We start from the raw sequence: 21,402 nt of genomic DNA, 5'->3' as shown, positions 1-21,402 counted from the left end.
CCGTGACTCCCGAACAGCTCGCCGCCTCCCTGCACGCCCTCGTCCTCGACGCCGTGCAGCGACGGGGGAGCGATGCGGGCGTCGAGCTCTCGGACGTCGTGCTGGAGCGCCCGAAGAACCGCGACCACGGCGACTGGGCCTCGAACATCGCGATGAAGCTCGCGAAGCGGGTCGGCGCGAACCCGCGCGAACTCGCCGCCGAGCTGGCCGAGGGGCTGGGCGCGGTCGAGGGCGTCGCCACCGTCGAGGTCGCCGGTCCCGGCTTCCTCAACGTCCGGCTCGAGGCCGCGGCCGCGGGCGCCCTTGCCGGCGCGATCGTCGAGGCGGGCGAGGCCTACGGCACCGGGTCCGCCTACGCCGGCGTCCGGATGAACCTCGAGTTCGTCTCCGCCAACCCCACCGGCCCCATCCACATCGGCGGGACGCGCTGGGCGGCGGTCGGCGACAGCCTGGCCCGGATGCTCCTCTCGCAGGGCGCCGAGGTGACCCGCGAGTACTACTTCAACGACCACGGCGCGCAGATCGACCGCTTCACGCGGAGCCTCCTCGCCGCCCACCGCGGCGAGCCGACCCCGGAGGACGGCTACGGCGGCGCCTACATCGGCGACATCGCCGAGCGCGTCGCGGCCGCCTACCCGGGCGACCTCGCCGTCCTGCCCGAGGAGGAGCTCGCCGAGACCTTCCGCTCGATCGGCGTCGAGCTGATGTTCGGCGAGATCAAGCAGAGCCTGCACGAGTTCGGCGTCGACTTCGACGTGTACTTCCACGAGAACTCCCTGCACGAGTCGCGCGCCGTCGACCGCGCGATCGAGCGCCTCCGCGAGCTCGGGCACATCTTCGACGCGGACGGCGCCACCTGGCTGCGGACCACCTCGTTCGGCGACGACCGCGACCGCGTCATCATCAAGAGCGACGGGGAGGCGGCCTACATCGCGGGCGACCTCGCCTACTACCTCGACAAGCGCGAGCGCGGCTTCGATCGGGCGATCATCATGCTCGGCGCCGACCACCACGGCTACATCGGCCGGATGATGGCGATGTGCGCGGCGTTCGGCGACACCCCGGGCGTGAACCTCGAGATCCTGATCGGCCAGCTGGTCAACCTGCTCCGCGACGGCGAGGCGGTCCGGATGTCCAAGCGGGCGGGGACCGTCGTCACGATGGAGGACCTCACGGAGGCCGTCGGCGTGGACGCCGCGCGCTACTCGCTGGTGCGCTCCTCGGCCGACTCGACCCTCGACATCGACCTCGACCTGCTGACCAAGCGGAGCAACGACAACCCCGTCTACTACGTGCAGTACGCCCACGCGCGCACCCGCCAGGTCGCGGCGAAGGCCGCGGCGTCGGGCGTCCCCGTCGAGCCGTTCGCGCCCGAGACGCTGGTGCATCCGACCGAGTCGGCGCTGCTCGGCGGCCTGCAGGAGTTCCCGCGCATCGTGGCGCACGCCGCGGAGCTGCGCGAGCCGCACCGCGTCGCGCGGTACCTCGAGGAGGTCGCCGGCCTCTACCACCGCTGGTACGACAACTGCCGGGTCGTGCCGCAGGGCGAGGACCCGGTCGAGGCCGTGCACTCGACCCGGCTGCGCCTGAACGAGGCGACCGGGCAGGTGCTCCGCAACGGGCTCTCCCTGCTGGGCGTCACGGCCCCGGACCGGATGTGAGCGCGTCGGGGGCGGCGCCGCGGCGCCGGCGCGGGGGACGCGCGGCCGTGGTGGTCGTCGTGGTGCTGGTGCTGCTCGTGGTCGCGGCGGTGGTGGGTGACTCGCTCGCCCGCCGCGCCGTCGCGGACCGCGCCGCCGCGAGCCTCCGTGAGGCGCTCGCACTGCCCGCGGACCGGGCGGTGGACGTCGACGTCGCGGGCTGGGCCGTGCTCCCGCAGCTCGTCTCGGGACGGCTGGACCGGCTCGACCTGCGCAGCTCGGACGTGACGTTCGGCGAGCTCGACGGCGACGTCGCCGCGACCCTGATCGGGGTGCCGGTGAGCGGCGTCGGAGCGGTCGAGTCCGGCAGCACGACGGTCGCGATCGACGCGGCCTCGGTGTCGCGGCTCGTCACCGAGCGCAGCACCGTTCCTGTCGACGAGGTGACCCTGGACGCTCCGCTCGTGCGCGTGACCGCCTCCGTCGAGGTGCTGGGCCTCCGGCTCGGCGCGGGCGTGGGGATGGAGCTCGCCGCCGTGGACGGCGCCATCCGGCTGACCCCGGCCGAGGTCTCCGCCGCCGGTGCGACCTTCTCGGCGACCGACTTCCGCGATCGCTTCGGCGCCGTCTCCGGCGACCTGCTCGCTCCGTCCTCCGTGTGCATCGCGGACTCGGTGCCGCGCGGACTGACGCTGACCGGGGTCGAGGTCGCCGACGAGTCGCTGAACGCGAGCTTCGCGCTCTCTCCGACGTTCCTCAGCGACCCCGCGGAGCAGGAACCGGGCACCTGCGCCTGAGCCCGCGCGGCGCCGCCGCCCCGGACCAGTAGGATCGGAGCCCTGTGCCGGCGTCTTCCGCGGGCCGAACACTGACATCGCTGGCTTCAGGGGTCAATCCGGACCCGCTCGCCCCGCAGTGACGCTCCCACTCTCTCCTGTGAGGTCTCACCCGTGGACACCGTCGACGCCCGCGCCCGCGCCCCCCGGCATCCGCTCGCGCCTGAGTGGCTGCACACGCCCGCCGACCCGAACGCCCTGGCCGACGGCGTGTGGCCGGACAGCGCCGAGCGCGGCGAGGACGGCGGGATCCGGATCGCCGGAGTGCCCGTCGCCGAGCTGGTGCGCGAGCACGGCACTCCTCTCTACGTGGTGGACGAGGCCGACGCCCGCCGCCGGGCCGTCGAGATGCGCGAGGTCTTCGCCCGCGAGCTCGGCCGCATCGGCACCGGCGTCACGGTCTACTACGCGGGCAAGGCGTTCCTCTCGACCGAGGTCGCCCGCTGGATGCGCGACGAGGGCCTGAACCTCGACCTCTCCAGCGGCGGCGAGATGGCAGTGGCCCTCGCCGCAGGGATCGAGCCCGAGCGCTTCGGCCTCCACGGCAACAACAAGTCGCTCCGCGAGATCGACCGGGCCGTCGAGGTGGGCGCGGGCACGATCGTGCTCGACAGCCTCGTCGAGATCGAGCGCGTCGCAGCCGCGGCCGAGCGGCACGGCCGCGTGCAGGCGGTGCGCCTCCGGGTCAACAGCGGAGTGCACGCGCACACCCACGAGTTCCTCGCCACGGCGCACGAGGACCAGAAGTTCGGCCTCGCACTCGCCGACTGCCCGGCCGCGGTCGCCCGCATCCGCTCCTTCTCCTCCCTGCGGTTCCTCGGGCTGCACTGCCACATCGGATCCCAGATCTTCGGCTCCGCCGGGTTCGCGGAGTCGGCGTCGCGCCTGCTCGACGTCCACGCGGCACTGCTCGCGGACGGCCCCGTGCCGGAGCTCAACCTCGGCGGCGGCTTCGGCATCGCGTACACCAGTGCCGACGACCCGACCCCGATCGCCGAGATCGCGGCCGCCGTCGCCGACGCGGTGGCCGAGCAGTGCTCCGCCCGCGGCGTCCCGGTGCCGCACATCGCGATCGAGCCCGGCCGCTCGCTGATCGGGCCCGCCGGCGTCACCCTCTACGAGGTGGGCACCGTGAAGGACGTGACGGTCGGCTCCGAGGGCTCGACCGCGGTCCGCCGCTACGTCAGCGTCGACGGCGGCATGAGCGACAACGCCCGTCCGGCGCTCTACGGTGCCGACTACACGGCGCGGATCGCCGACCGCTCCTCCTCGGCCGAGCCCGCCCTCGTGCGGGTGGCCGGGAAGCACTGCGAGTCGGGCGACATCGTCGTCCACGACGACTTCCTGCCCGCGGACGTGCGGCCGGGCGACCTGCTCGCCGTCGCCGCGACCGGCGCCTACTGCTGGTCGCTCGCCAGCAACTACAACTACCTCGGGCGCCCCCCGGTGGTCGCCGTCCGCGACGGGCGCTCCCGCGTCCTCGTGCGCGGCGAGACCGAGGAGGACCTCCTCCGCCGCGACGCCGGCATCGAACGAAAGGCCACCTCCCGATGATCGAGTACCGCAGCCTCCGCGTCGCCCTGCTGGGCGCCGGGTCCGTCGGTGCCCAGGTGGCGCGCCTCCTGCTCGACCACGGCGACGAGCTCGCCCAGCGCGTCGGGGCGCCGCTGGAGCTCGTGGGCGTGGCCGTCAGGGACGTGGACGCGCCCCGCACCGCCGACATCCCGAAGCACCTGCTCACCACCGACGCCGAGTCGCTGATCCTGGGCGCCGACATCGTGGTCGAGCTGATCGGCGGGCTCGAGCCCGCCCGCAGCCACATCCTCGCGGCGATCTCGTCGGGCGCGGACGTGATCACGGCCAACAAGGCGCTGCTCGCCGCCCACGGCAACGAGCTCTTCGAGGCCGCCGACCAGGTGGGCGCCCAGCTCAACTACGAGGCGGCCGTCGCCGGCGCGATCCCGATCATCCGGCCGCTGCGCGACAGCCTCGCCGGCGACCGGGTCCACCGCATCCTCGGCATCGTCAACGGAACGACCAACTACATCCTCGACCGGATGGACACCGAGCACGCGAGCCTCGAGGACGCGCTCGCCCGCGCGACCGAGCTCGGCTACGCCGAGTCCGATCCGACCGCCGACATCGAGGGCTACGACGCGGCGCAGAAGGCGGCGATCCTCGCCCGCCTCGCGTTCCACACCGACGTCCCGGTCACCCTGGTGCACCGCGAGGGCATCACCGGCATCACGAAGGCGCAGGTCGACCAGGCCCGCGACTCCGGCTACGTGATCAAGCTGCTCGCGATCTGCGAGCGGCTGACCGACGCCAAGACCGGCGTGGAGGGCGTGTCCGCGCGGGTCTACCCCGCGCTCGTGCACCGCTCCCACCCGCTCGCGGCCGTGCACGGGGCCAACAACGCGGTCTTCGTCGAGGCGGAGGCGGCCGGCGACCTGATGTTCTACGGCGCCGGCGCCGGCGGGATCGAGACGGCCTCCGCCGTCCTCGGCGACGTCGTCTCGGCCGCCCGCCGCCACGTCGTCGGCGGCCCCGGCCTGGTGACCAGCGCGAGCTCCGGGCTCGCGGTCCTCCCGATCGGCCACGTCACGACCCGGTACCAGGTCACCCTCGAGGTGCTCGACCGCCCCGGCGTGCTCGCGCAGATCGCGGGCGTCTTCGCCGACCACGGCGTCTCGGTCGAGACCCTGGTGCAGACCCCGCCCGGCGCCGACCCGCTGGAGGAGCAGGGCGGTGCGGAGCGGCGCGAGCCGACCGCTACCCTGGTCATCGGCACGCACGCCGCGGCGGAATCCGATCTGGCGGCCACCGTCACCGCCCTCCATTCGCATGGTTTCGTCGGCGCCGTGACGTCCGTTCTACGAGTTGAAGGAGCCTGAGATGGCCAAGCAGTGGCGCGGAGTCCTGCACGAGTACGCGGACCGCCTCGATGTCACCGAGGCGACCCCGGTCATCACTCTCGGCGAGGGCGGCACGCCGCTCATCCCCGCGGCGGCCCTCTCGGCGCGCACGGGCGCGAAGGTGTGGGTCAAGTACGAGGGCATGAACCCGACCGGCTCCTTCAAGGACCGCGGCATGACCATGGCGATCTCGAAGGCCGTCGAGCACGGCGCGAAGGCCGTCATCTGCGCTTCGACCGGCAACACCTCCGCCTCGGCCGCCGCCTACGCGACGCACGCCGGCATCACCGCGGCCGTCCTGGTGCCGGAGGGCAAGATCGCCCTGGGCAAGCTCAGCCAGGCGATCGCGCACAACGCGCAGCTGCTGCAGGTGCAGGGCAACTTCGACGACTGCCTCGACATCGCCCGCGACCTCGCGAAGAACTACCCGGTCCACCTGGTCAACTCGGTGAACCCGGACCGCATCGCCGGACAGAAGACCGCGGCCTTCGAGGTCGTCGAGGTGCTGGGCGATGCTCCGGACTTCCACATCGTCCCGGTCGGCAACGCGGGCAACTACACCGCCTACTTCCGCGGCTACTCGGAGGAGCTGGAGCGCGGCGAGTCGACCCGCCTCCCGCGCATGTTCGGCTTCCAGGCCGAGGGCTCCGCACCGATCGTGCACGGCGCCCCGGTCCGCCACCCCGAGACGATCGCCAGCGCGATCCGGATCGGCAACCCGGCCTCGTGGGAGCTCGCCCTCAACGCGCGCACCGTCAGCGACGGCTACTTCGGCGCGATCAGCGACGAGAAGATCCTCGAGGCGTACCGCATCCTCGCGGGCGAGGTCGGCGTCTTCGTCGAGCCGGCGTCGGCGATCAGCGTCGCGGGGCTCCTCGAGCGCGCCGAGGCCGGAGCGATCCCGAAGGACGCGACCGTCGTCCTGACGGTCACCGGCCACGGGCTCAAGGACCCGCAGTGGGCGCTCCGCACGGCCGACGGCGCGGACATCACGCCGACCGTCGTCCCGGTCGACACCGCCGCGATCGCGGACGTGCTGGGGCTGGCCGGCGCATGACCTCGGCGGTTCCCGTCGGCCGCACCGTCCACGTCAAGGTCCCCGCCACCTCGGCGAACCTGGGCCCCGGCTTCGACACGCTCGGCCTGGCGCTCTCGTTCTACGACGAGCTCGACGTGACGGCCGTCGCGGCCACGGGTGCGCGGGTCACCGTGCACGGGGTCGGCGAGGGCGAGGTGGCGACCGACGAGACGAACCTCGTCGTGCAGGCCATCGCGTACACGTTCGCCGACCAGCGGCAGGAGATGCCCGGCATCGAGGTGATCGCGCGCAACATCATCCCGCACGGCCGCGGGATGGGCTCGTCCGGCGCCGCGATCGTCTCCGGCATCATGGCCGCGAAGGGCCTGCTCGAGGGCGTCGTCGAGCTCGACTCGGACGACCTCCTCCGCATCGCCACCGAGATGGAGGGGCACCCCGACAACGTGGCGCCCGCACTGTTCGGCGGCCTCACCATCGCCTGGGTCGAGCCGCACGCCTCCGGCGCCGACGACTCGCCGCTGCGACCGCGCTCCAAGAAGCTCATGGTCCACCGCGGCGTGTCCCCGGTCGTCTTCGTGCCCGAGCACACCATGTCGACGCGGCTGGCCCGCTCGCTGCAGCCGCAGAGCGTGCCGCACGAGGACGCGGTCTTCAACGTCTCGCGCTCCTCGCTCCTGATCGCCGCCCTCATCCAGAGCCCGGAACTGCTGTTCGCGGCGACCGAGGACAAGCTGCACCAGAACTACCGCGCGGCTGCCATGCCCGAGACCTCAGCGCTGATCGCGCTGCTGCGCTCGCACGGCTACGCGGCGGTCGTCTCGGGTGCCGGACCGAGCGTCCTGGTGCTCTGCAGCGACCCCGCGCAGCGCCTCGCCGCCGCGGATCTGGTGGAGCGGGAGGCCCCCACGCCGTGGCGCGCGCACATGCTGGCCGTCGACTTCAAGGGTGCTACAGTGGGGACCGCATCCCGAGGAACCGCGTAACGAGCGGAATCTGTCCGACGGATCGTCCCGACAACCACGGCCATCACATCGTGTGAAGGGCGCCCCTGCTCCTCTTGCAGACCGGCGCCTGGTCTCCGGGCCCTCTCCTCGCTCTCTGCGGCAGTCGGTCCCGGCGGCCGAGAGCATCGCGTGGATCAGAACACGCGATGGCACCGCACGGTCGATGAGCTCTCCCGGTGAGCACTCGTTCCCGGGGGGAAGGAACCCTCTCCAGTGACAGACGTCAACACCCACGGCTCAACCGTGGACCTCACCGCCGACCTCTCCGGTCTGCGCGTCGCCGAGCTCCAGGCTCTCGCGACGCGGCTCGGCCTCGGCGGCGCCTCCAAGCTCCGCAAGGGCGAGCTGGTCCAGGCCATCTCGGACCTGCGCGCCGCCTCCGCCGAGGACGCGCCCGCCGCGATCGCCGACGCGGTCGCTCCGGACGACGCAGCGGTCGCCCCGGACGTCGACGCCACCGGCGTCGAGGCCGAGCCGGCCGATGTGGCCGAGCAGTCCGCTCCGCAGCCCGAGGCGCCGGCGGAGCTGCCGACGCCCGTCGAGAGCACCGAGGCCGACACGGCCGACGTCCTCGAGCAGGCCGCGCCCACCGTCGACGAGCCCTCCGCGACGGCCGCCGAGTCGGCCCCCGTCGAGCTCGAGCTCCCCGCGGCGGCCGAGCCGGTCGCCGAGCCCGTCGAGCGCGCGCCCCGCCGACGCAGCTCGCGCCGCGCCTCCAGCGGCACCGTCGCCGCCGGCGAGCACCTCAACATCCCCGGCGGGACCGGCGTCGAGTCGCTGATCCCCGACCTCCCCGTCATCGAGCAGGACCGCGACGCCGACCAGGCCGCGAAGCCCGTCATCGACATCGAGCTGCCCAACGGGCCGGAGTCGGACGACTCCTCCCGCGAGGGCGGCCAGCGCGAGCGCCGCGGACGCCGCCGCAGCCGCGGGGGCGCCTCCGAGCAGAACGAGCAGGCCGAGCAGGCGCCCGCCGAGAACGACGCCGACTCCTCCGACTCCGGCGACCAGCAGGAGCAGCAGGGCGGCGACCAGCAGCAGAACGGCGACCAGCAGGGCACCGGCCGCGGTCGCAACCGCCGCAACCGGAACCGCAACCGCGGGGACGACCGCCAGAACGACGCTCAGCAGAGCCCCGCCGCGCAGTCCCAGCCGCAGAACGGTCAGGGCGCGCGCGCCGCGCAGTCCGAGGGCCAGCAGGCTCCTCAGCAGAACGGCTCCGGACAGCCCCAGAACGGCCAGCAGGCCGAGGGCGAGGACGGCCGCCGCAGCCGCTACCGCGACCGCAAGCGCCGCGGCGGAGCGATCGGCGACGACTTCGAGCCCGAGATCGGCGAGGACGACGTCCTCATCCCGGTCGCCGGCATCCTCGACGTCCTCGACAACTACGCCTTCGTGCGCACCACCGGGTACCTGCCCGGCGTCAGCGACGTCTACGTCTCCCTCGGCCAGGTCAAGAAGTACAACCTGCGCAAGGGCGACGCGGTCGTCGGCGCCATCCGCCAGCCCCGCGAGGGCGAGGGCGGCGGCCGCCAGAAGTACAACGCGATCGTCCGCGTCGACTCGATCAACGGCCAGACCGTCGAGGAGGCCGCTGCGCGCGTCGAGTTCCAGAAGCTCACGCCGCTCTACCCGACCGAGCGCCTGCGCCTCGAGACCGAGCCCGGCAAGCTGACCCAGCGGATCATCGACCTGGTCGCCCCGATCGGCAAGGGACAGCGCGGCCTGATCGTCGCGCCGCCCAAGGCCGGCAAGACCATCGTCCTGCAGCAGATCGCCAACGCGATCGTGCAGAACAACCCCGAGGTCCACCTGATGGTCGTCCTGGTCGACGAGCGTCCCGAGGAGGTCACCGACATGCAGCGCACCGTGCGCGGCGAGGTCGTCGCCTCCACCTTCGACCGCCCGGCCGAGGACCACACGACCGTCGCCGAGCTCGCGATCGAGCGCGCGAAGCGCCTGGTCGAGCTGGGCCACGACGTGGTCGTGCTGCTCGATTCCATCACCCGTCTCGGCCGCGCCTACAACGTGACCGCTCCTCCCTCGGGCCGCGTGCTCTCGGGCGGCGTGGACGCCTCGGCGCTGTACCCGCCGAAGAAGTTCTTCGGCGCGGCGCGCAACATCGAGAACGGCGGCTCGCTCACCATCCTCGCGACCGCGCTCATCGAGACCGGCTCGAAGATGGACGAGGTGATCTTCGAGGAGTTCAAGGGCACCGGCAACATGGAGCTCCGCCTCTCCCGCCACCTCGCCGACAAGCGGATCTTCCCCGCCGTCGACGTGAACGCCTCCGGCACGCGCCGCGAGGAGATGCTGCTCAGCGCCGACGAGGTCAAGATCACCTGGAAGCTGCGCCGCGCCCTCGCGGGGCTCGACCAGCAGCAGGCGCTCGAGATCATCCTGTCGCGCCTGAAGGAGACCTCGTCCAACGTCGAGTTCCTCATGCAGGTCTCGAAGTCGGCCGTCGGCCCGGCCACCGCCGGCCACGGCAACGGCCACCACTAGCGCCCCGACGTCCGCGGTCGCCCCTGTCACCGGGGGCGGCCGCGGACGTTTTCGCGTCCCCGGGCGATGAGCCCGACCCCGACCACCTCCGGAAGCCAGGACCCCATGTTCGAATCCGTCAGCGTCCTCCTCGCCGAGCACGAGGACCTGCAGACGCAGCTCTCCGACCCGGCCCTCCACGCCGATGCCGCCCGCGCCAAGAAGGTCAACCGGCGCTACGCGGAGCTGAGCCAGATCAAGGCGGCCCACTCCGCCTGGATCCAGGCCGGCGAGGACCTCGAGGCCGCGCGCGAGCTCGCCCGCGAGGACGAGGCCTTCGCGGAGGAGGTCCCCGAGCTGGAGGAGTCGCTGCGGGTGGCGCAGGAGAAGCTGCGGCGCCTGCTCATCCCGCGCGACCCCGACGACGGCCGCGACGTCATCATGGAGATCAAGGGCGGCGAGGGCGGAGCCGAGAGCGCGCTGTTCGCGGCCGACCTCCTCCGGATGTACCTCCACTACGCCGAGGCGAAGGGCTGGAAGACGGAGATCCTCGACCGCGACGAGTCCGACCTCGGCGGCTACAAGAACGTGCAGGTCGCGATCAAGAGCAACGCCACCGATCCCTCGCAGGGCGTGTGGGCGCACCTCAAGTACGAGGGCGGCGTGCACCGGGTGCAGCGCGTCCCCGTGACCGAGTCTCAGGGGCGGATCCACACCTCGACCACGGGCGTGCTCGTGTTCCCCGAGGTGGACGCGCCCGAGGAGGTCGCGATCAATCAGAACGACCTGAAGATCGACGTCTACCGCTCCTCCGGTCCCGGCGGGCAGTCCGTCAACACGACCGACTCCGCCGTGCGGATCACCCACCTCCCGACCGGCATCGTCGTGTCGATGCAGAACGAGAAGAGCCAGCTGCAGAACCGCGAGGCGGGCATGCGCGTGCTCCGCGCTCGCATCCTGGCCCGCCAGCAGGAGGAGATCGCCGCGGCGGCCTCGGACGCGCGCAAGACGCAGATCCGCACGATGGACCGCTCCGAGCGCATCCGGACCTACAACTTCCCCGAGAACCGCATCGCCGACCACCGCACCGGCTACAAGGCGTACAACCTCGACGGCGTGATGAACGGCGCGCTCGACCCGGTGGTGGAGAGCGCCATCCAGGCCGACGAGGAGGCCCGCCTGGCCGACATCGGCTCCGAGGAGGCGTGACCCTCGTGACCACCGGCGTCGACGCGCGCACCCTCCTCGCGGACGCGGTCGCCCGCCTCGCCGCCGCCCGCGTCCCCACGCCGGACGTCGACGCGGAGCTGCTTCTCGGGCACCTGCTCGGGCTCGGCCGCGGCCGGCTGCAGGCGCGCCTCATCACGGGGCTGACCGTCGACGAGGAGCACGCCGCGGGGTTCGCGAGCGCGATCGAGCGCCGGTCGGCTCGCGAGCCGCTGCAGCACATCACCGGGATCGCGCCGTTCCGCTCGCTCGAGCTCGCGGTCGGACCCGGCGTGTTCGTCCCGCGACCCGAGACCGAGGGCGTCGCGCAGATCGCGATCGACGCGCTCCGCGCGGTCGTCGACCCGGAGCCGATCGCCGTCGACCTCGGCACGGGCAGCGGAGCCCTGGCGCTCGCGCTCGCGCACGAGGTGCCGCACGCGCGCGTGATCGGCGTGGAGAACGCTCCCGAGGCGTTCATCTGGGCCCGCGGCAACCGCGAGCGGCTCGGGCTCGAGAACGCTCGCATCGTCTTCGACGACCTCGCCCGCGCGCTTCCCGAGCTGGACGGCACCGTCTCCGTCGTCGTCTCCAACCCGCCCTACATCCCGGCCGCCGCCGTCCCGCGCGACCCGGAGGTGCGCCTGTTCGACCCGCCCTCGGCGCTCTACGGCGGCGAGGACGGCCTGGACGTCGTCCGCTCGCTCTCGGCGACCGCCCTCCGCCTGCTCCGCTCCGGGGGAGTGCTGGTGATGGAGCACGGCGAGCTGCAGGGCGCAGAGATCCGCGCCCTGCTCACCGCCGACGGCTGGCGCGGAGCGACCACGCAGCGCGACCTCACCGGCCGCGACCGCGCGACGGTGGCGGTGCGCTGAGGCGTCGCGGAGCTCTGCTAGCCTCAGCGGCGATCCGGTGGCCGCACCGGGCAGGCAGGCTCGGGAGGCTCGCATCGCCGCTGCACGCGATCGGCCGCGACGTGGGCTCCGCCGCCCGCTGCTGATCGTCCTGGCCGTCGTGGTGGTCGCGGCCCTCGTCGTGGTCGCCGTGCGGCTCCTCGAGCGGAGCGACGGAACTGCTCCCGTGGCCTGCGCGCCGTCGTCCGCCTCCGCGTCGCCCGCGCCTGCCATCGGCTCGGTCGACGACTACCTGGGCGGCCGGTCCTACCTCCGCGGCGTGAACGTGTTCGATCTGCAGTCGCGCGTCGACGTCGGAGTCGACTGCACCGCCGGGAATCCGGCCGAGAGCTACGAGTTCCTGGCGGACCGCGGACTCACCCTGGTCCGGCTCGCGGTGCCCTGGTCGCTCCTGCAGCCGCAGGCCGACGGGGAGAGCACCGACGACGCTCTGGCGAAGGGGCTCGATCCGGCGGCGGTCGCTCTGCTCCGGACCGAGATCGCCGCCATCGGCGCCGCCGGCATGCGGGTGGTGCTCGACCTGCACAACAACGGCACCTATCCGACGAGCCAGGGCGATCTGCCCGAGGGGACCGTCTGGTTCGGATCCGGGCTCTCGGTATCCCAGGCGCAGAGGGTCTGGACCCTGCTCGCGGCGGAGTTCCAGGACGACGGACGCATCGCCGCCTACGACCTCTTCAACGAGGTGAAGCGGTCGCTGGTCCCCGTCGAGACCTACAAGGCCTACACGGAGGCCGTGGTGTCGGCCGTCCGGGGGACCGGCGATCGGCACACGATCTGGGTCGAGGGGATGCGGGAGGCGACGACGGGCACGGTCGCTGCGATCGCACCCGACGGGCCGTGGATCCAGGACCCGCTGGACCGGATCGTGTACTCGCAGCACTTCTACCCCGGCGGCACGGGCACGACCCTGCGCTCGGACAAGCAGGGCGGCACCGACGAGCAGGTCTTCGTGGCGGCGGTGACGACCTTCGGGCAGTGGTGCCGGCGGTACGGGGTGCACTGCTCGGTCGGGGAGGTCGGCTGGCCCAGCGATCAGAGCCTCTCTCTCACCGCGGGCGGCGCGGGCTCCTGGACGGACGTCGGCGAAGCCTTCTACACGGCCGCCGACAGCTACGGCCTCGACGTGACCTACTTCGGCTCCACGAGGAAGTCGGACTGCGGCTGGCTGATGGCCTACTGCGGCGACGATCACGAGATCGACGACGCGCGCTCCCAGAGCTCCGTGATCGAGGCGCACCTCACGCGCTGAGCGCAGTTGTCCCCCTCGTGGGAGGGGGTCTCCTCGAATAAGCCTCACTCGCGCCACCCGCCGACGACCCCTTCCGACAATGGGGGCGCGGGGCTCTCCCCGCGCCCACGACCGCACGTCCGGGAGGCCCCCCTTGATCGGCGACCGAACCACTCACGAGAACCCGGGGCGTCCCGCCTCCCTCCTGCGTCGCGGTGTCCTCGCCGCCGGTGCGATCGGGGCGGTCGGCGCCTGGAGCGCCGCCGCAGCCCCCGCCGCCGAGGCCGCGGTCACGATCTCGCAGGGCGAGCTCGACCGGATCGCCGTGGTCGCCTCCGCCGCCCGCTTCTCGGGCATCGACGCGACCGGCGCGACGGACTCGAGCGCCGGCCTGCAGAAGGCGATGAACGCCGTCCCCGAGGGCGGTCTGCTGGTGATCCCGACCGGCACCTACCTCGTCGGGACCTCGCTCTACCCCCGGCTCGCCAAGTCCCTGCGGGTGAGCGCGCACGGGGCGACCCTCGTCGCCACCTCGTCGAAGCCGATCTTCTCGGTCTCCGGGGCCTACGGCACCGTCCTCCCCGTCACCGCCGTGACGGTCGCCGCTCCGGCCGGAGCCTCCGCCGTGTCGCAGCTGAGCGTCGGCGGCACACCGGACTGGGCTCCCGGCACGATCGTGAAGATCGTGTCGGACGACCCGATCCCGGAGCGCCGGCCGGGGGACGGCGTCGTCGAGTCCCGCCTGGGCGAGTTCGCGGTCGTGCGCTCCTCGTCCGGATCGACGGTGGTGCTCGGCGGAGTGCTCCGCGAGACCTACAGCACCAACATCCGCGTCGCGCAGATCTCGGACCAGACCTTCTCGATCGAGGGAGGCACCCTGATGGTCGCGGCCGCGCGCGCGACCGCGTCGAACGAGCCCCTCGTCTACTTCTCCCGCCTGCGCTATCCGCAACTGCGCTCGGTGACGGTCACCCGCGCCTCGGGCCCGGTCTTCCGCTTCACCTCCTGCTACGGATACCTCGTCGAGGACGCGGTCGTGCGGTTCGCGACCGACGACGCGGGCTCGTCGATCCTCGGATACGGCGTCTCGGACGTCGGGAGCAGCTTCGGCCAGGTCGACCGCGGCGTGTACTCGCATGTGCGCCACTCCTACTCCGACGACACCAACCGCGTCGCGGTCAACAGCGATCTCTCCGGCTACGGCCGCACCTACGGCACGGTCGTCTCGGGAGTGAACGCTCTGATGACCACCTCGAGCGCCTTCGACACGCACCACTGCTCGGAGGGAGTGACCTTCATCGGCTGCACGGCCACCTCCGGCATCGGCCAGGGCAGCCAGGGGCAGTCCGGGTACCAGCTGCGGGGGATCGGGCACCGGGTCGTGGACTGCACGGCCCGCTTCGTCGAGAACGGCGTGATCGTGCAGGACGAGGCCAAGGGCGGGGACTCGCGCTCGCACCAGATCAACGGATTCCGCGCGTTCGACGCCCGGGGAGCCGCGGTGCGCGTCGTCCGTCGACCCGCCGGGCACCCGAGCGCCGGCGTCTTCGACCCCTCGCCGACGGTGACGGCCTCGGACATCTACGCCGAGCGAACCGGAGCGCTGCTGGTCAGCTACAACGCCTCGGTCGTGCTGGCCGGAGGCGTGTTCCGCGCGGGCGCGAGCAATCCCGGCACCGGCGATTACCACGGCATCTACTCCGAGAACAGCCTGCTGCGGATCCGCGACACCATCCTCGACTTCGAGGCCAACACCTCCGGCACGCCCCGGCCCATCGGCTCGGGCAGCACAGCGGGCGCGGTCCCGGGTCAGCAGCGCACGGAGATCGACGGACTGGAGGTGCGCAGCACGCCCGACGTGGTCGCCCGCACCTGGGGCGTCTTCAGCGGAACGGACCACCTGGTGCGCGCCCGCAATGTGCGGTTCAGCTACCCGTTCCGCTACATGCCGGGGGAGAACCTGTCGCCCCAGTCGTCCATCGAGTGGCGGTGCGACGTGCCCGCCGACGGAGCGACCGAGGTCGCCACGTCCGGTGTCTTCGTCTGGGGCAACAACGAGGTCACGACGACCCAGAAGCGCCTGCCGCTCTCACCCGACCCGGTGATCATGGTGCGACTGGTGTCCACGAACACGCTCACGATGGCGGCCCTGCCTTCGGGCTCCGTCTTCGGTCAGCGGCTGCACCTGCTGCACGCCGGGGCGCGTCCGGTCACCGTGCGCCACGGTGCGGCGGGCGGTACCGCGCTCACCGGTGGTCAGGACGTCGCCGTCGATCCGGGCGGGCAGCTGCTGCTGTTCTGGGACGGCGGGGCCTGGCGGCAGTCGGTCTAGCCGTCCGGCTGCACGGTCGGCCGGCGTCCGATCGTGCAGCCGCGTCAGCGGGGGAGGTGCTGCCGGCGCCGCTTCGGCGATTCGGCCTTCGACGACGGCGGCACCGGAGGCGTCTTCGCGCGACGGGCCGCGACGGCCACGGCGAAGACCAGCGGCCAGAGCGCGAGGGGCACGCCGGGGTTCGAGAAGTGGCTGTGGATGGTGGAGATCACCACGAGCACGACCAGCAGGATCGTCACCGGGAACACGGCCGCGGCTCCGAGCATCCGGCGGGAGCGGAGCACGACGGCGAACGCGACCAGCAGCAGCAGGACCTCGGGGAGGAGACCGAGGACCCCGCTCGCGATCAGCGTGCGCATCCACTCGGACTCGGGCGACACCCACACCAGCGAGGACGGCCGCACGGGCCAGCCCTTGTCGACGGCCGAGTAGACCTGGGTGCCCCAGCCGCTGAGCGGACGCTCCACGATGGCGGGGAGGGTCTCCGTCACCCAGATGTTGACTCGGTAGCCGATGGTCTGCGGCAGCCAGGAGTACTGGGCGATCGCGTACTGCGACTGCCCGGACTGCTGCTCCAGGCGTGCGGCGATGCTCTGCCCGAGCACGAGCCATCCGGCCGCCAGCACGGCCACCCCCGAGAGCACCAGGACGGGGCGGGCCTTCAGCCGCAGGGCCGTGAGAGCCAGGATGACCGCTGCGGCGCCGATCGTCGCGAAGGTCAGCGTCGTGACGGCGCCCGCGAAGAGCACGGTGAGGGCCGCGACCGGCCAGGGGGCGAGCTTCGTGCCCGCGGAGCTGATGATCAGGTCGACGCAGGACGCCGCGATCACGCAGGCGAGGTACCCGCCGAGAGCGGTCCAGTGGCCGATCGTCGACGTGCCCCGGATGTCCCAGCCGCTCGAGAGCCGCTCGGCGAGACCGCCGGAGCTCGTGATCTGCACCAGCACCTCGTTGACGCCGGGCACGCGCAGCAGCTGCGCGATCGCGATCAGCGCGACGAGCACGCCCGGTGCGCTGAACCCCCGGAGGAACGGCGCCAGGTCCGACGGAGCGCGGACGACCATCCGGACCGGGAAAGTGGCCGCATAAGCGACACCGACAGTGAGGAGCACGCCGATGAAAGGCGAATGCCTCAACTCGCCCGAATTCACGAGCTCGAGCATTCCCCAGGCGATGAGGAGAAGAAGGAAGGAGTAGTCGAGAGAAGTCAGTCTCACTCGGGCGAGAGGAGCCCTGTCCTTCCAGAGAAGTGCCGTGAGGAAGGACAGCCCCACGAGCAGCATGCTCACTCCCTGGAAAGGGCCGAGAGCGTTGACCTGGACTCCGACGAGTCCTGCCGCGGAGCCCAGGAGCACGCCCACCAGAAGCGGCCGTCTCGCTCGTCGAGGATCGCTCGAGGGCATTCCGCGTCGCGCGACTCTCTGCCGCCCGTTGGGGGGGACAAGCGCTGATCGATTGTTCGAGATGGGATCGTCTTCCGTCGAGAGCGCGGGCGCCGCTCGCTAGCGGGGATATCACGCGGTGAGGCAGATGTGCCGAGTGCCGTTAGTCTAGGTCGGCGTCGTGATTCTCGCATGCCGCAGGACGAGGAGAGCATACTTCTGTGCCGAAGATCGACGTGGTCCACTGGAATCCCGCACAGCCGATCAGTCGCGCCCCCTGGGCCCGATTCGTGCCGATCCGCAGGAGAGTCGACAACTTCGGCGATCTGCTCGGCCCGATGCTCGTGGAGCGGATCCTGCAGCGCGAGGGGATCTCACCCGGCTCCGCGCTCGAGCGCCGCCGACTGCTCGCCGTGGGGTCGATCCTCAAGCTCGCCCGCGACGGGGACACCCTGTGGGGCATCGGGGCGAACGGCAAGTCGCTGGACGCGCGGTTCGATTTCACCGACCTCGACGTCCGGGCCGTCCGCGGTCCTCTGACCCGCGGCTTCCTCCGTGCCCGGGGCATCGCCGTCCCCGAGGTCTACGGCGACCCGGGCCTGCTCGTCGGCACCCTCTGGGGTCGTGACGAGCTGCGCCGCGGCACTCCCGACCGCCGGGTGACCGTCCTCCCCAACTTGAACGATCTCCGTCGGATGCGCGCCGACGGGACCGCCCCGCGGGCGGAGGACGGCCTCGTCGAGCCGACGCGCCCCGTCTTCGAGGTGCTGGGCGCGATCGCGGCGAGCGACCTCGTCGTCGGTTCGTCCCTGCACGCGATCGTCGTGGCGGAGTCGCTGGGGATCCCGGCTCGGCTGGTGGCCTCGGCGAGCGAGCCCGACTTCAAGTACCGGGACTACTACGAGGGCTCCGGACGCGCGGGCTTCACTCCGGCCGCGACCGTCGCCGAGGCGATCCAGGCGGGGGGCGAGCCGCCCCTGGACTGGCGTCCGGACGCGCTGCTCGAGGCCTTCCCGCGCGATCTCTGGGGGAGCGTCGTCGAGGCTGCGCGGTGACGATCGCCGGTGACGCCGCCCGCGGCGCCGCTGCCACGCTCGGCGGGCAGTGGATCCGCTTCGTCCTGCAGCTGGGCGCGCTCGCGGTCCTCGCGCGGCTTCTGAGCCCGGACGACTACGGAGTGGTCTCCATGGTGCTGGCCATCGCCGGAGTAGCGACGCTCCTCGGCGACTTCGGGCTCTCCATGGCGTCGATCCAGTCCAGCGACGTGACCGACGCCCAGCGCAACAACCTGCTCTGGATCAACGTCCTCCTCGGGCTGGTGCTGGGCGGGATCGTGTTCCTGCTCGCAGTGCCGATCGCTGCGTTCTACGGGCGCGACGAGCTCGTCCCGGTCTGCCAGGCGCTGTCCGCGGTGTTCGTGGTCAACTCCGTCACGGCCCAGTTCAAGGCCGAGGTCTCCCGCCGCTTCCGGTTCCGCTGGCTCGCCGCCTCCGATGTGCTGGCGCAGCTCGTCGCCTCCACGGGCGCGGTCCTGCTCGCGCTGTCGGGAGCGGGCTACTGGGCCCTCGTCGCCCAGCAGCTGCTGGTCGCGGTCACGACCCTGGTCGTCCTGGTGATCGGTGCCGGCTGGCTGCCCGGCCTGCCCTCGCGCACGCAGGGCATGCGCGCGTTCCTCGGCTTCGGCGCGAACACGGTCGGGGTGCAGCTGGTCAACTACATCAGCGGCAACGCCGACAGCGTGCTGATCGGTCGGGTCTGGGGAGCCGGTGCGCTGGGCGTCTACGACCGCGCCTACCAGATCTTCCGGATGCCGCTCCAGCAGATCGCCGCGCCCATGACCAGGGTCGCCTTCCCCGTGCTCTCGCGGATGAAGGACAGCTCGGAGTTCGAGCGGTACGTGCAGCGGGCCCAGCTCGTGCTCGCCTACGTCATGGGCGGAGTCTTCTTCGCGGCAGCCGCGCTCGCCGACCCGATCATCGAGATCGCGCTCGGCCCCGGCTGGGACGAGTCGAAGACGATCTTCCGGATCCTCGCGATCGGCGGCGTCTTCCAGGCGCTCGGGTTCGTCTACTACTGGGTGTTCCTGGCGAAGGCGCTGACCGGGCTCCAGCTGCGGTTCAGCATCGTCTCGCGCTCGCTCATGGTCGTCTTCATGGCGATCGGAGTGGTGTGGGGGCCGATCGGCGTCGCGATCGGCAGCACCGCCGGCCTCGTCCTGAACTGGGTGGTGCTCTCGTTCTTCGCCGTGCCGCGCGCCGGCATCGATGTGAGGGCGCTCCTCCTGCAGGCCTGCCGTCCGCTCGCGCTCGGTGTCGCGATCGTCGTCGTCTCGCTGCCCGCGCTGGCCCTGACCGCCGGGCTCGGCGCCCCGGGCCAGCTGCTGATCGTGGGCGCGATCGACCTGGCGATCGCCGGGCTCGCCGTCCTCCTCCTCCGGGCCTACCGGGAGGACGCGCGGCTCCTCCAGCGGACCGTCCTGGCGATCCGCCGACGCTGAGGTCGCCGACGTCGGGGAGGGCACCCGGCCCGGGCGCCCCGGCGGTCAGAGGGTCAGCGACCTGCGGAGCCCGGCGAGGCGCTCCCGCCCGACGGCGAGGTCGGTCAGGAGCCGGTCCCTCTGACCGAGCAGGGCCTGCGCCCGCTCCACGGCGTCCGCCTCGCCGGTGACGTCCTTCTCAGCGAAGGCCACCGGCAGGGTCGTGACTGCGGCGAACGTGCGGCGCACCTTCTCCGGGTCGCTCGTGGTGAAGCCGATCGGGACGGCGCCCTCGGTCATCCCGAGGATGAGGGCGTGGATCCGGTCGCTGACGACCGCGGCGCAGTCGCGGTAGAGCTCGCGCACCCGCTCCTCGTGGTCGGCGTGCGAGACGGAGGCGTCCCAGCCCAGGACGGTGCCGTCCAGGTCACGGGCGAGCTCGGCGCAGCGCTGCTCGTCCTCCTGCATCTGATCGACGACGACGATGCGGGCGTCGAGCGAGCGGGCGAGTGCGCGCACCGTCCCGAGCCAGACCGCGGTCGGGGCCGGACGGTCGCCCCTCAGCGCGACGGCGATCGTGCGGCGCTGATCGGCGGGACGGAACCGCTCGGGCGCGCTGCCCAGCGCGAAGGCCCAGTCCGGAGCGACGGTCCCGACGCCCAGATCGGCACGGCTGTCGGGGTCGCGCCAGCTGATCGTCCCGGTCAGGGAGAGCATGCGTCGGAACCACCGGCGGGGGAGGGCTCCCTGGTCCCGCCGCAGCGCGATGCCGAGCGCGACGGGGCGGCCGCCGCCGAGGCGCGAGCGGGTCAGCAGCGCCGTCTGCCAGGCGGAGTTGACGAGGAAGCGGCGATCGAGGACCCATTCGCCCGCGTTCAGCGCGAAGCCCATGCGGGAGCCGCGCGGGCCGACGGCGAGGGCGGCACGGAGCCAGCTCGAGCGGGAGTGGTAGACCACGTCCTCCGTGGACAGGCCCAAGCCCGAGATGTACGCGGAGTGGGTGCCGGCGTAGACGTGCAGCTGTCCCTGATCGCGCAGTGCGTCGAGGTACGCCCGGCGGAGCACCGAGTCGCCCAGGTTCTCCTTCTGGCCGCTCGGGTTGACGAAGATGCGGGTGCTCATGAGGTCCCTCTTGTTCGGCGGGCACGAGCGACGGGGGCGTCGACCGCGAGGTGGTAGGCGCGGGCGTAGGACGCGCCGACGGCGCTCCAATCGCGTCCCGCGAGGACGGGTCCCGATGCGGGGAGATCGGCGGTCGCACGGACGGCGGCGAGCAGGTCGTCGCGGTCGATCCCGCCGTCGAACATGCGCACCCACTCCTGCCCGACCTCGTCGGCGAGCAGGACGTTCGCCGGGGTGCGCGGCACGAGGACGGGGCGGCCGAGCGACAGCGCGACCAGCAGGATGCCCGAGTTGTGCATCTCGGTGTAGGGGAGGATCACCAGCTGCGACGAGGTCATCTCGGCGACCATCTCCTCGTCCGGCACGAAGCCGAAGCGCGTCGTGACCCGGGCGTCGAGGGAAGCGGCCCGGGCGATCCGCTCGGCGAGGGCAGCGGGCGCCTTGCCGACGACGCCGAGGACGAGCTCCGGATCGTCCAGCTCCCGGAAGACCTCGACCAGGCGCTCGACGTTCTTGTAGGGCTCGATGCGGCCGAAGTACAGCAGGCGTCCCGGTTGCATCGGGGCGCTGTGCTCGAGCGGGAGCACGTCCCGGTAGTGGCCGTGCGGGATGAGGACGGAGCGTGCACCCCGCGGCACCGGCGTCACCCCCGTCAGGGTCACGAAGAGGTCCGTGCGGCGCTCGAGAGCGGACAGGAGCGCCGTCTCGATGCGACCCCCGGGGGCGTGCGGCTCGAGATTGTGCAGAGTGCGGACCACTTTTCCCCGAGAAAGCGACGATCGAGCGATAAAGAGCGCGAACAATGCCGTCCGCGCCGCGGC

At 72.3% G+C, this 21,402-nt stretch carries 16 protein-coding genes; 13 read left to right on the top strand and 3 right to left on the bottom strand.

Annotated elements, in window-relative coordinates:
- Positions 1 to 2: 2 nt before the first annotated feature.
- The 11 genes from argS to GSU40_RS10415 all read left to right on the top strand — a co-directional run bounded on the left by argS (position 3) and on the right by GSU40_RS10415 (position 15,601).
- Entirely contained in the window at positions 3 to 1,661 is a 1,659-nt protein-coding gene (gene argS / locus GSU40_RS10465; RefSeq protein WP_160034899.1) for an arginine--tRNA ligase, read from the top strand.
- 47 nt (positions 1,662 to 1,708) lie between these two features.
- A complete protein-coding gene (locus GSU40_RS10460) occupies positions 1,709 to 2,437 on the top strand; it encodes an LmeA family phospholipid-binding protein (RefSeq protein WP_104262485.1) in 729 nt (242 codons plus the stop codon).
- 153 nt (positions 2,438 to 2,590) lie between these two features.
- Entirely contained in the window at positions 2,591 to 4,030 is a 1,440-nt protein-coding gene (gene lysA / locus GSU40_RS10455; RefSeq protein ID WP_104225560.1) for a diaminopimelate decarboxylase, read from the top strand.
- On the top strand, positions 4,027 to 5,370 hold the full coding sequence (locus GSU40_RS10450; protein ID WP_160034896.1) for a homoserine dehydrogenase: 1,344 nt from the start codon (positions 4,027 to 4,029) through the stop codon (positions 5,368 to 5,370). Before lysA ends, GSU40_RS10450 begins: the two co-directional genes overlap by 4 nt.
- A gap of 1 nt (position 5,371) precedes the next feature.
- The gene (thrC, locus tag GSU40_RS10445) at positions 5,372 to 6,448 is read left to right on the top strand and encodes a threonine synthase (protein WP_104223003.1); all 1,077 of its coding nucleotides are present in this window, start codon (positions 5,372 to 5,374) and stop codon (positions 6,446 to 6,448) included.
- On the top strand, positions 6,445 to 7,413 hold the full coding sequence (gene thrB, locus GSU40_RS10440; protein ID WP_104223004.1) for a homoserine kinase: 969 nt from the start codon (positions 6,445 to 6,447) through the stop codon (positions 7,411 to 7,413). Before thrC ends, thrB begins: the two co-directional genes overlap by 4 nt.
- A 234-nt stretch (positions 7,414 to 7,647) precedes the next feature.
- Positions 7,648 to 9,939, top strand: coding sequence for a transcription termination factor Rho (gene rho / locus GSU40_RS10435; RefSeq protein ID WP_160034894.1), 2,292 nt, complete (start codon positions 7,648 to 7,650; stop codon positions 9,937 to 9,939).
- A gap of 105 nt (positions 9,940 to 10,044) precedes the next feature.
- On the top strand, positions 10,045 to 11,127 hold the full coding sequence (gene prfA / locus GSU40_RS10430; RefSeq protein ID WP_104232724.1) for a peptide chain release factor 1: 1,083 nt from the start codon (positions 10,045 to 10,047) through the stop codon (positions 11,125 to 11,127).
- The gene (gene prmC, locus GSU40_RS10425; RefSeq protein WP_160034892.1) at positions 11,124 to 11,999 is read left to right on the top strand and encodes a peptide chain release factor N(5)-glutamine methyltransferase; all 876 of its coding nucleotides are present in this window, start codon (positions 11,124 to 11,126) and stop codon (positions 11,997 to 11,999) included. Before prfA ends, prmC begins: the two co-directional genes overlap by 4 nt.
- A 37-nt stretch (positions 12,000 to 12,036) precedes the next feature.
- Positions 12,037 to 13,290 (top strand): cellulase family glycosylhydrolase, encoded by a 1,254-nt coding sequence (locus GSU40_RS10420; RefSeq protein ID WP_208543310.1) that lies wholly within the window; start codon positions 12,037 to 12,039, stop codon positions 13,288 to 13,290.
- A 133-nt stretch (positions 13,291 to 13,423) separates the two neighbouring features.
- Positions 13,424 to 15,601: a hypothetical protein gene (locus GSU40_RS10415; RefSeq protein WP_160034888.1), complete on the top strand. Its 2,178-nt coding sequence runs from the start codon at positions 13,424 to 13,426 to the stop codon at positions 15,599 to 15,601.
- A 44-nt stretch (positions 15,602 to 15,645) separates the two neighbouring features.
- Here GSU40_RS10415 and GSU40_RS10410 read toward each other — a convergent pair whose 3' ends face one another.
- The gene (locus GSU40_RS10410) at positions 15,646 to 16,962 is read right to left on the bottom strand and encodes an O-antigen ligase family protein (protein WP_160034886.1); all 1,317 of its coding nucleotides are present in this window, start codon (positions 16,960 to 16,962) and stop codon (positions 15,646 to 15,648) included.
- A 242-nt stretch (positions 16,963 to 17,204) separates the two neighbouring features.
- Between GSU40_RS10410 and GSU40_RS10405 the strand changes: the two genes are divergently transcribed.
- Both GSU40_RS10405 and GSU40_RS10400 read left to right on the top strand, forming a co-directional pair.
- Positions 17,205 to 18,038, top strand: a complete 834-nt coding sequence (locus GSU40_RS10405) for a polysaccharide pyruvyl transferase family protein (RefSeq protein WP_160034884.1) — start codon at positions 17,205 to 17,207, stop codon at positions 18,036 to 18,038.
- On the top strand, positions 18,035 to 19,480 hold the full coding sequence (locus GSU40_RS10400; protein WP_160034882.1) for a lipopolysaccharide biosynthesis protein: 1,446 nt from the start codon (positions 18,035 to 18,037) through the stop codon (positions 19,478 to 19,480). The genes GSU40_RS10405 and GSU40_RS10400 overlap by 4 nt, the downstream gene beginning before the upstream one ends.
- A gap of 45 nt (positions 19,481 to 19,525) precedes the next feature.
- On the opposite strand, the gene GSU40_RS10395 is transcribed toward GSU40_RS10400, so the two are convergent.
- Together GSU40_RS10395 and GSU40_RS10390 are read right to left on the bottom strand one after the other, a co-directional pair.
- On the bottom strand, positions 19,526 to 20,581 hold the full coding sequence (locus GSU40_RS10395) for a polysaccharide pyruvyl transferase family protein (protein WP_160034880.1): 1,056 nt from the start codon (positions 20,579 to 20,581) through the stop codon (positions 19,526 to 19,528).
- On the bottom strand, positions 20,578 to 21,339 hold the full coding sequence (locus tag GSU40_RS10390) for a glycosyltransferase (protein ID WP_160034878.1): 762 nt from the start codon (positions 21,337 to 21,339) through the stop codon (positions 20,578 to 20,580). The genes GSU40_RS10395 and GSU40_RS10390 overlap by 4 nt, the downstream gene beginning before the upstream one ends.
- Positions 21,340 to 21,402 lie beyond the last annotated feature (63 nt).

Origin of the sequence: Rathayibacter sp. VKM Ac-2805, assembly GCF_009834265.1 — a bacterium.
GTDB lineage: Bacteria > Actinomycetota > Actinomycetes > Actinomycetales > Microbacteriaceae > Rathayibacter.
This window is presented reverse-complemented; position numbering and strand designations above follow the sequence as displayed.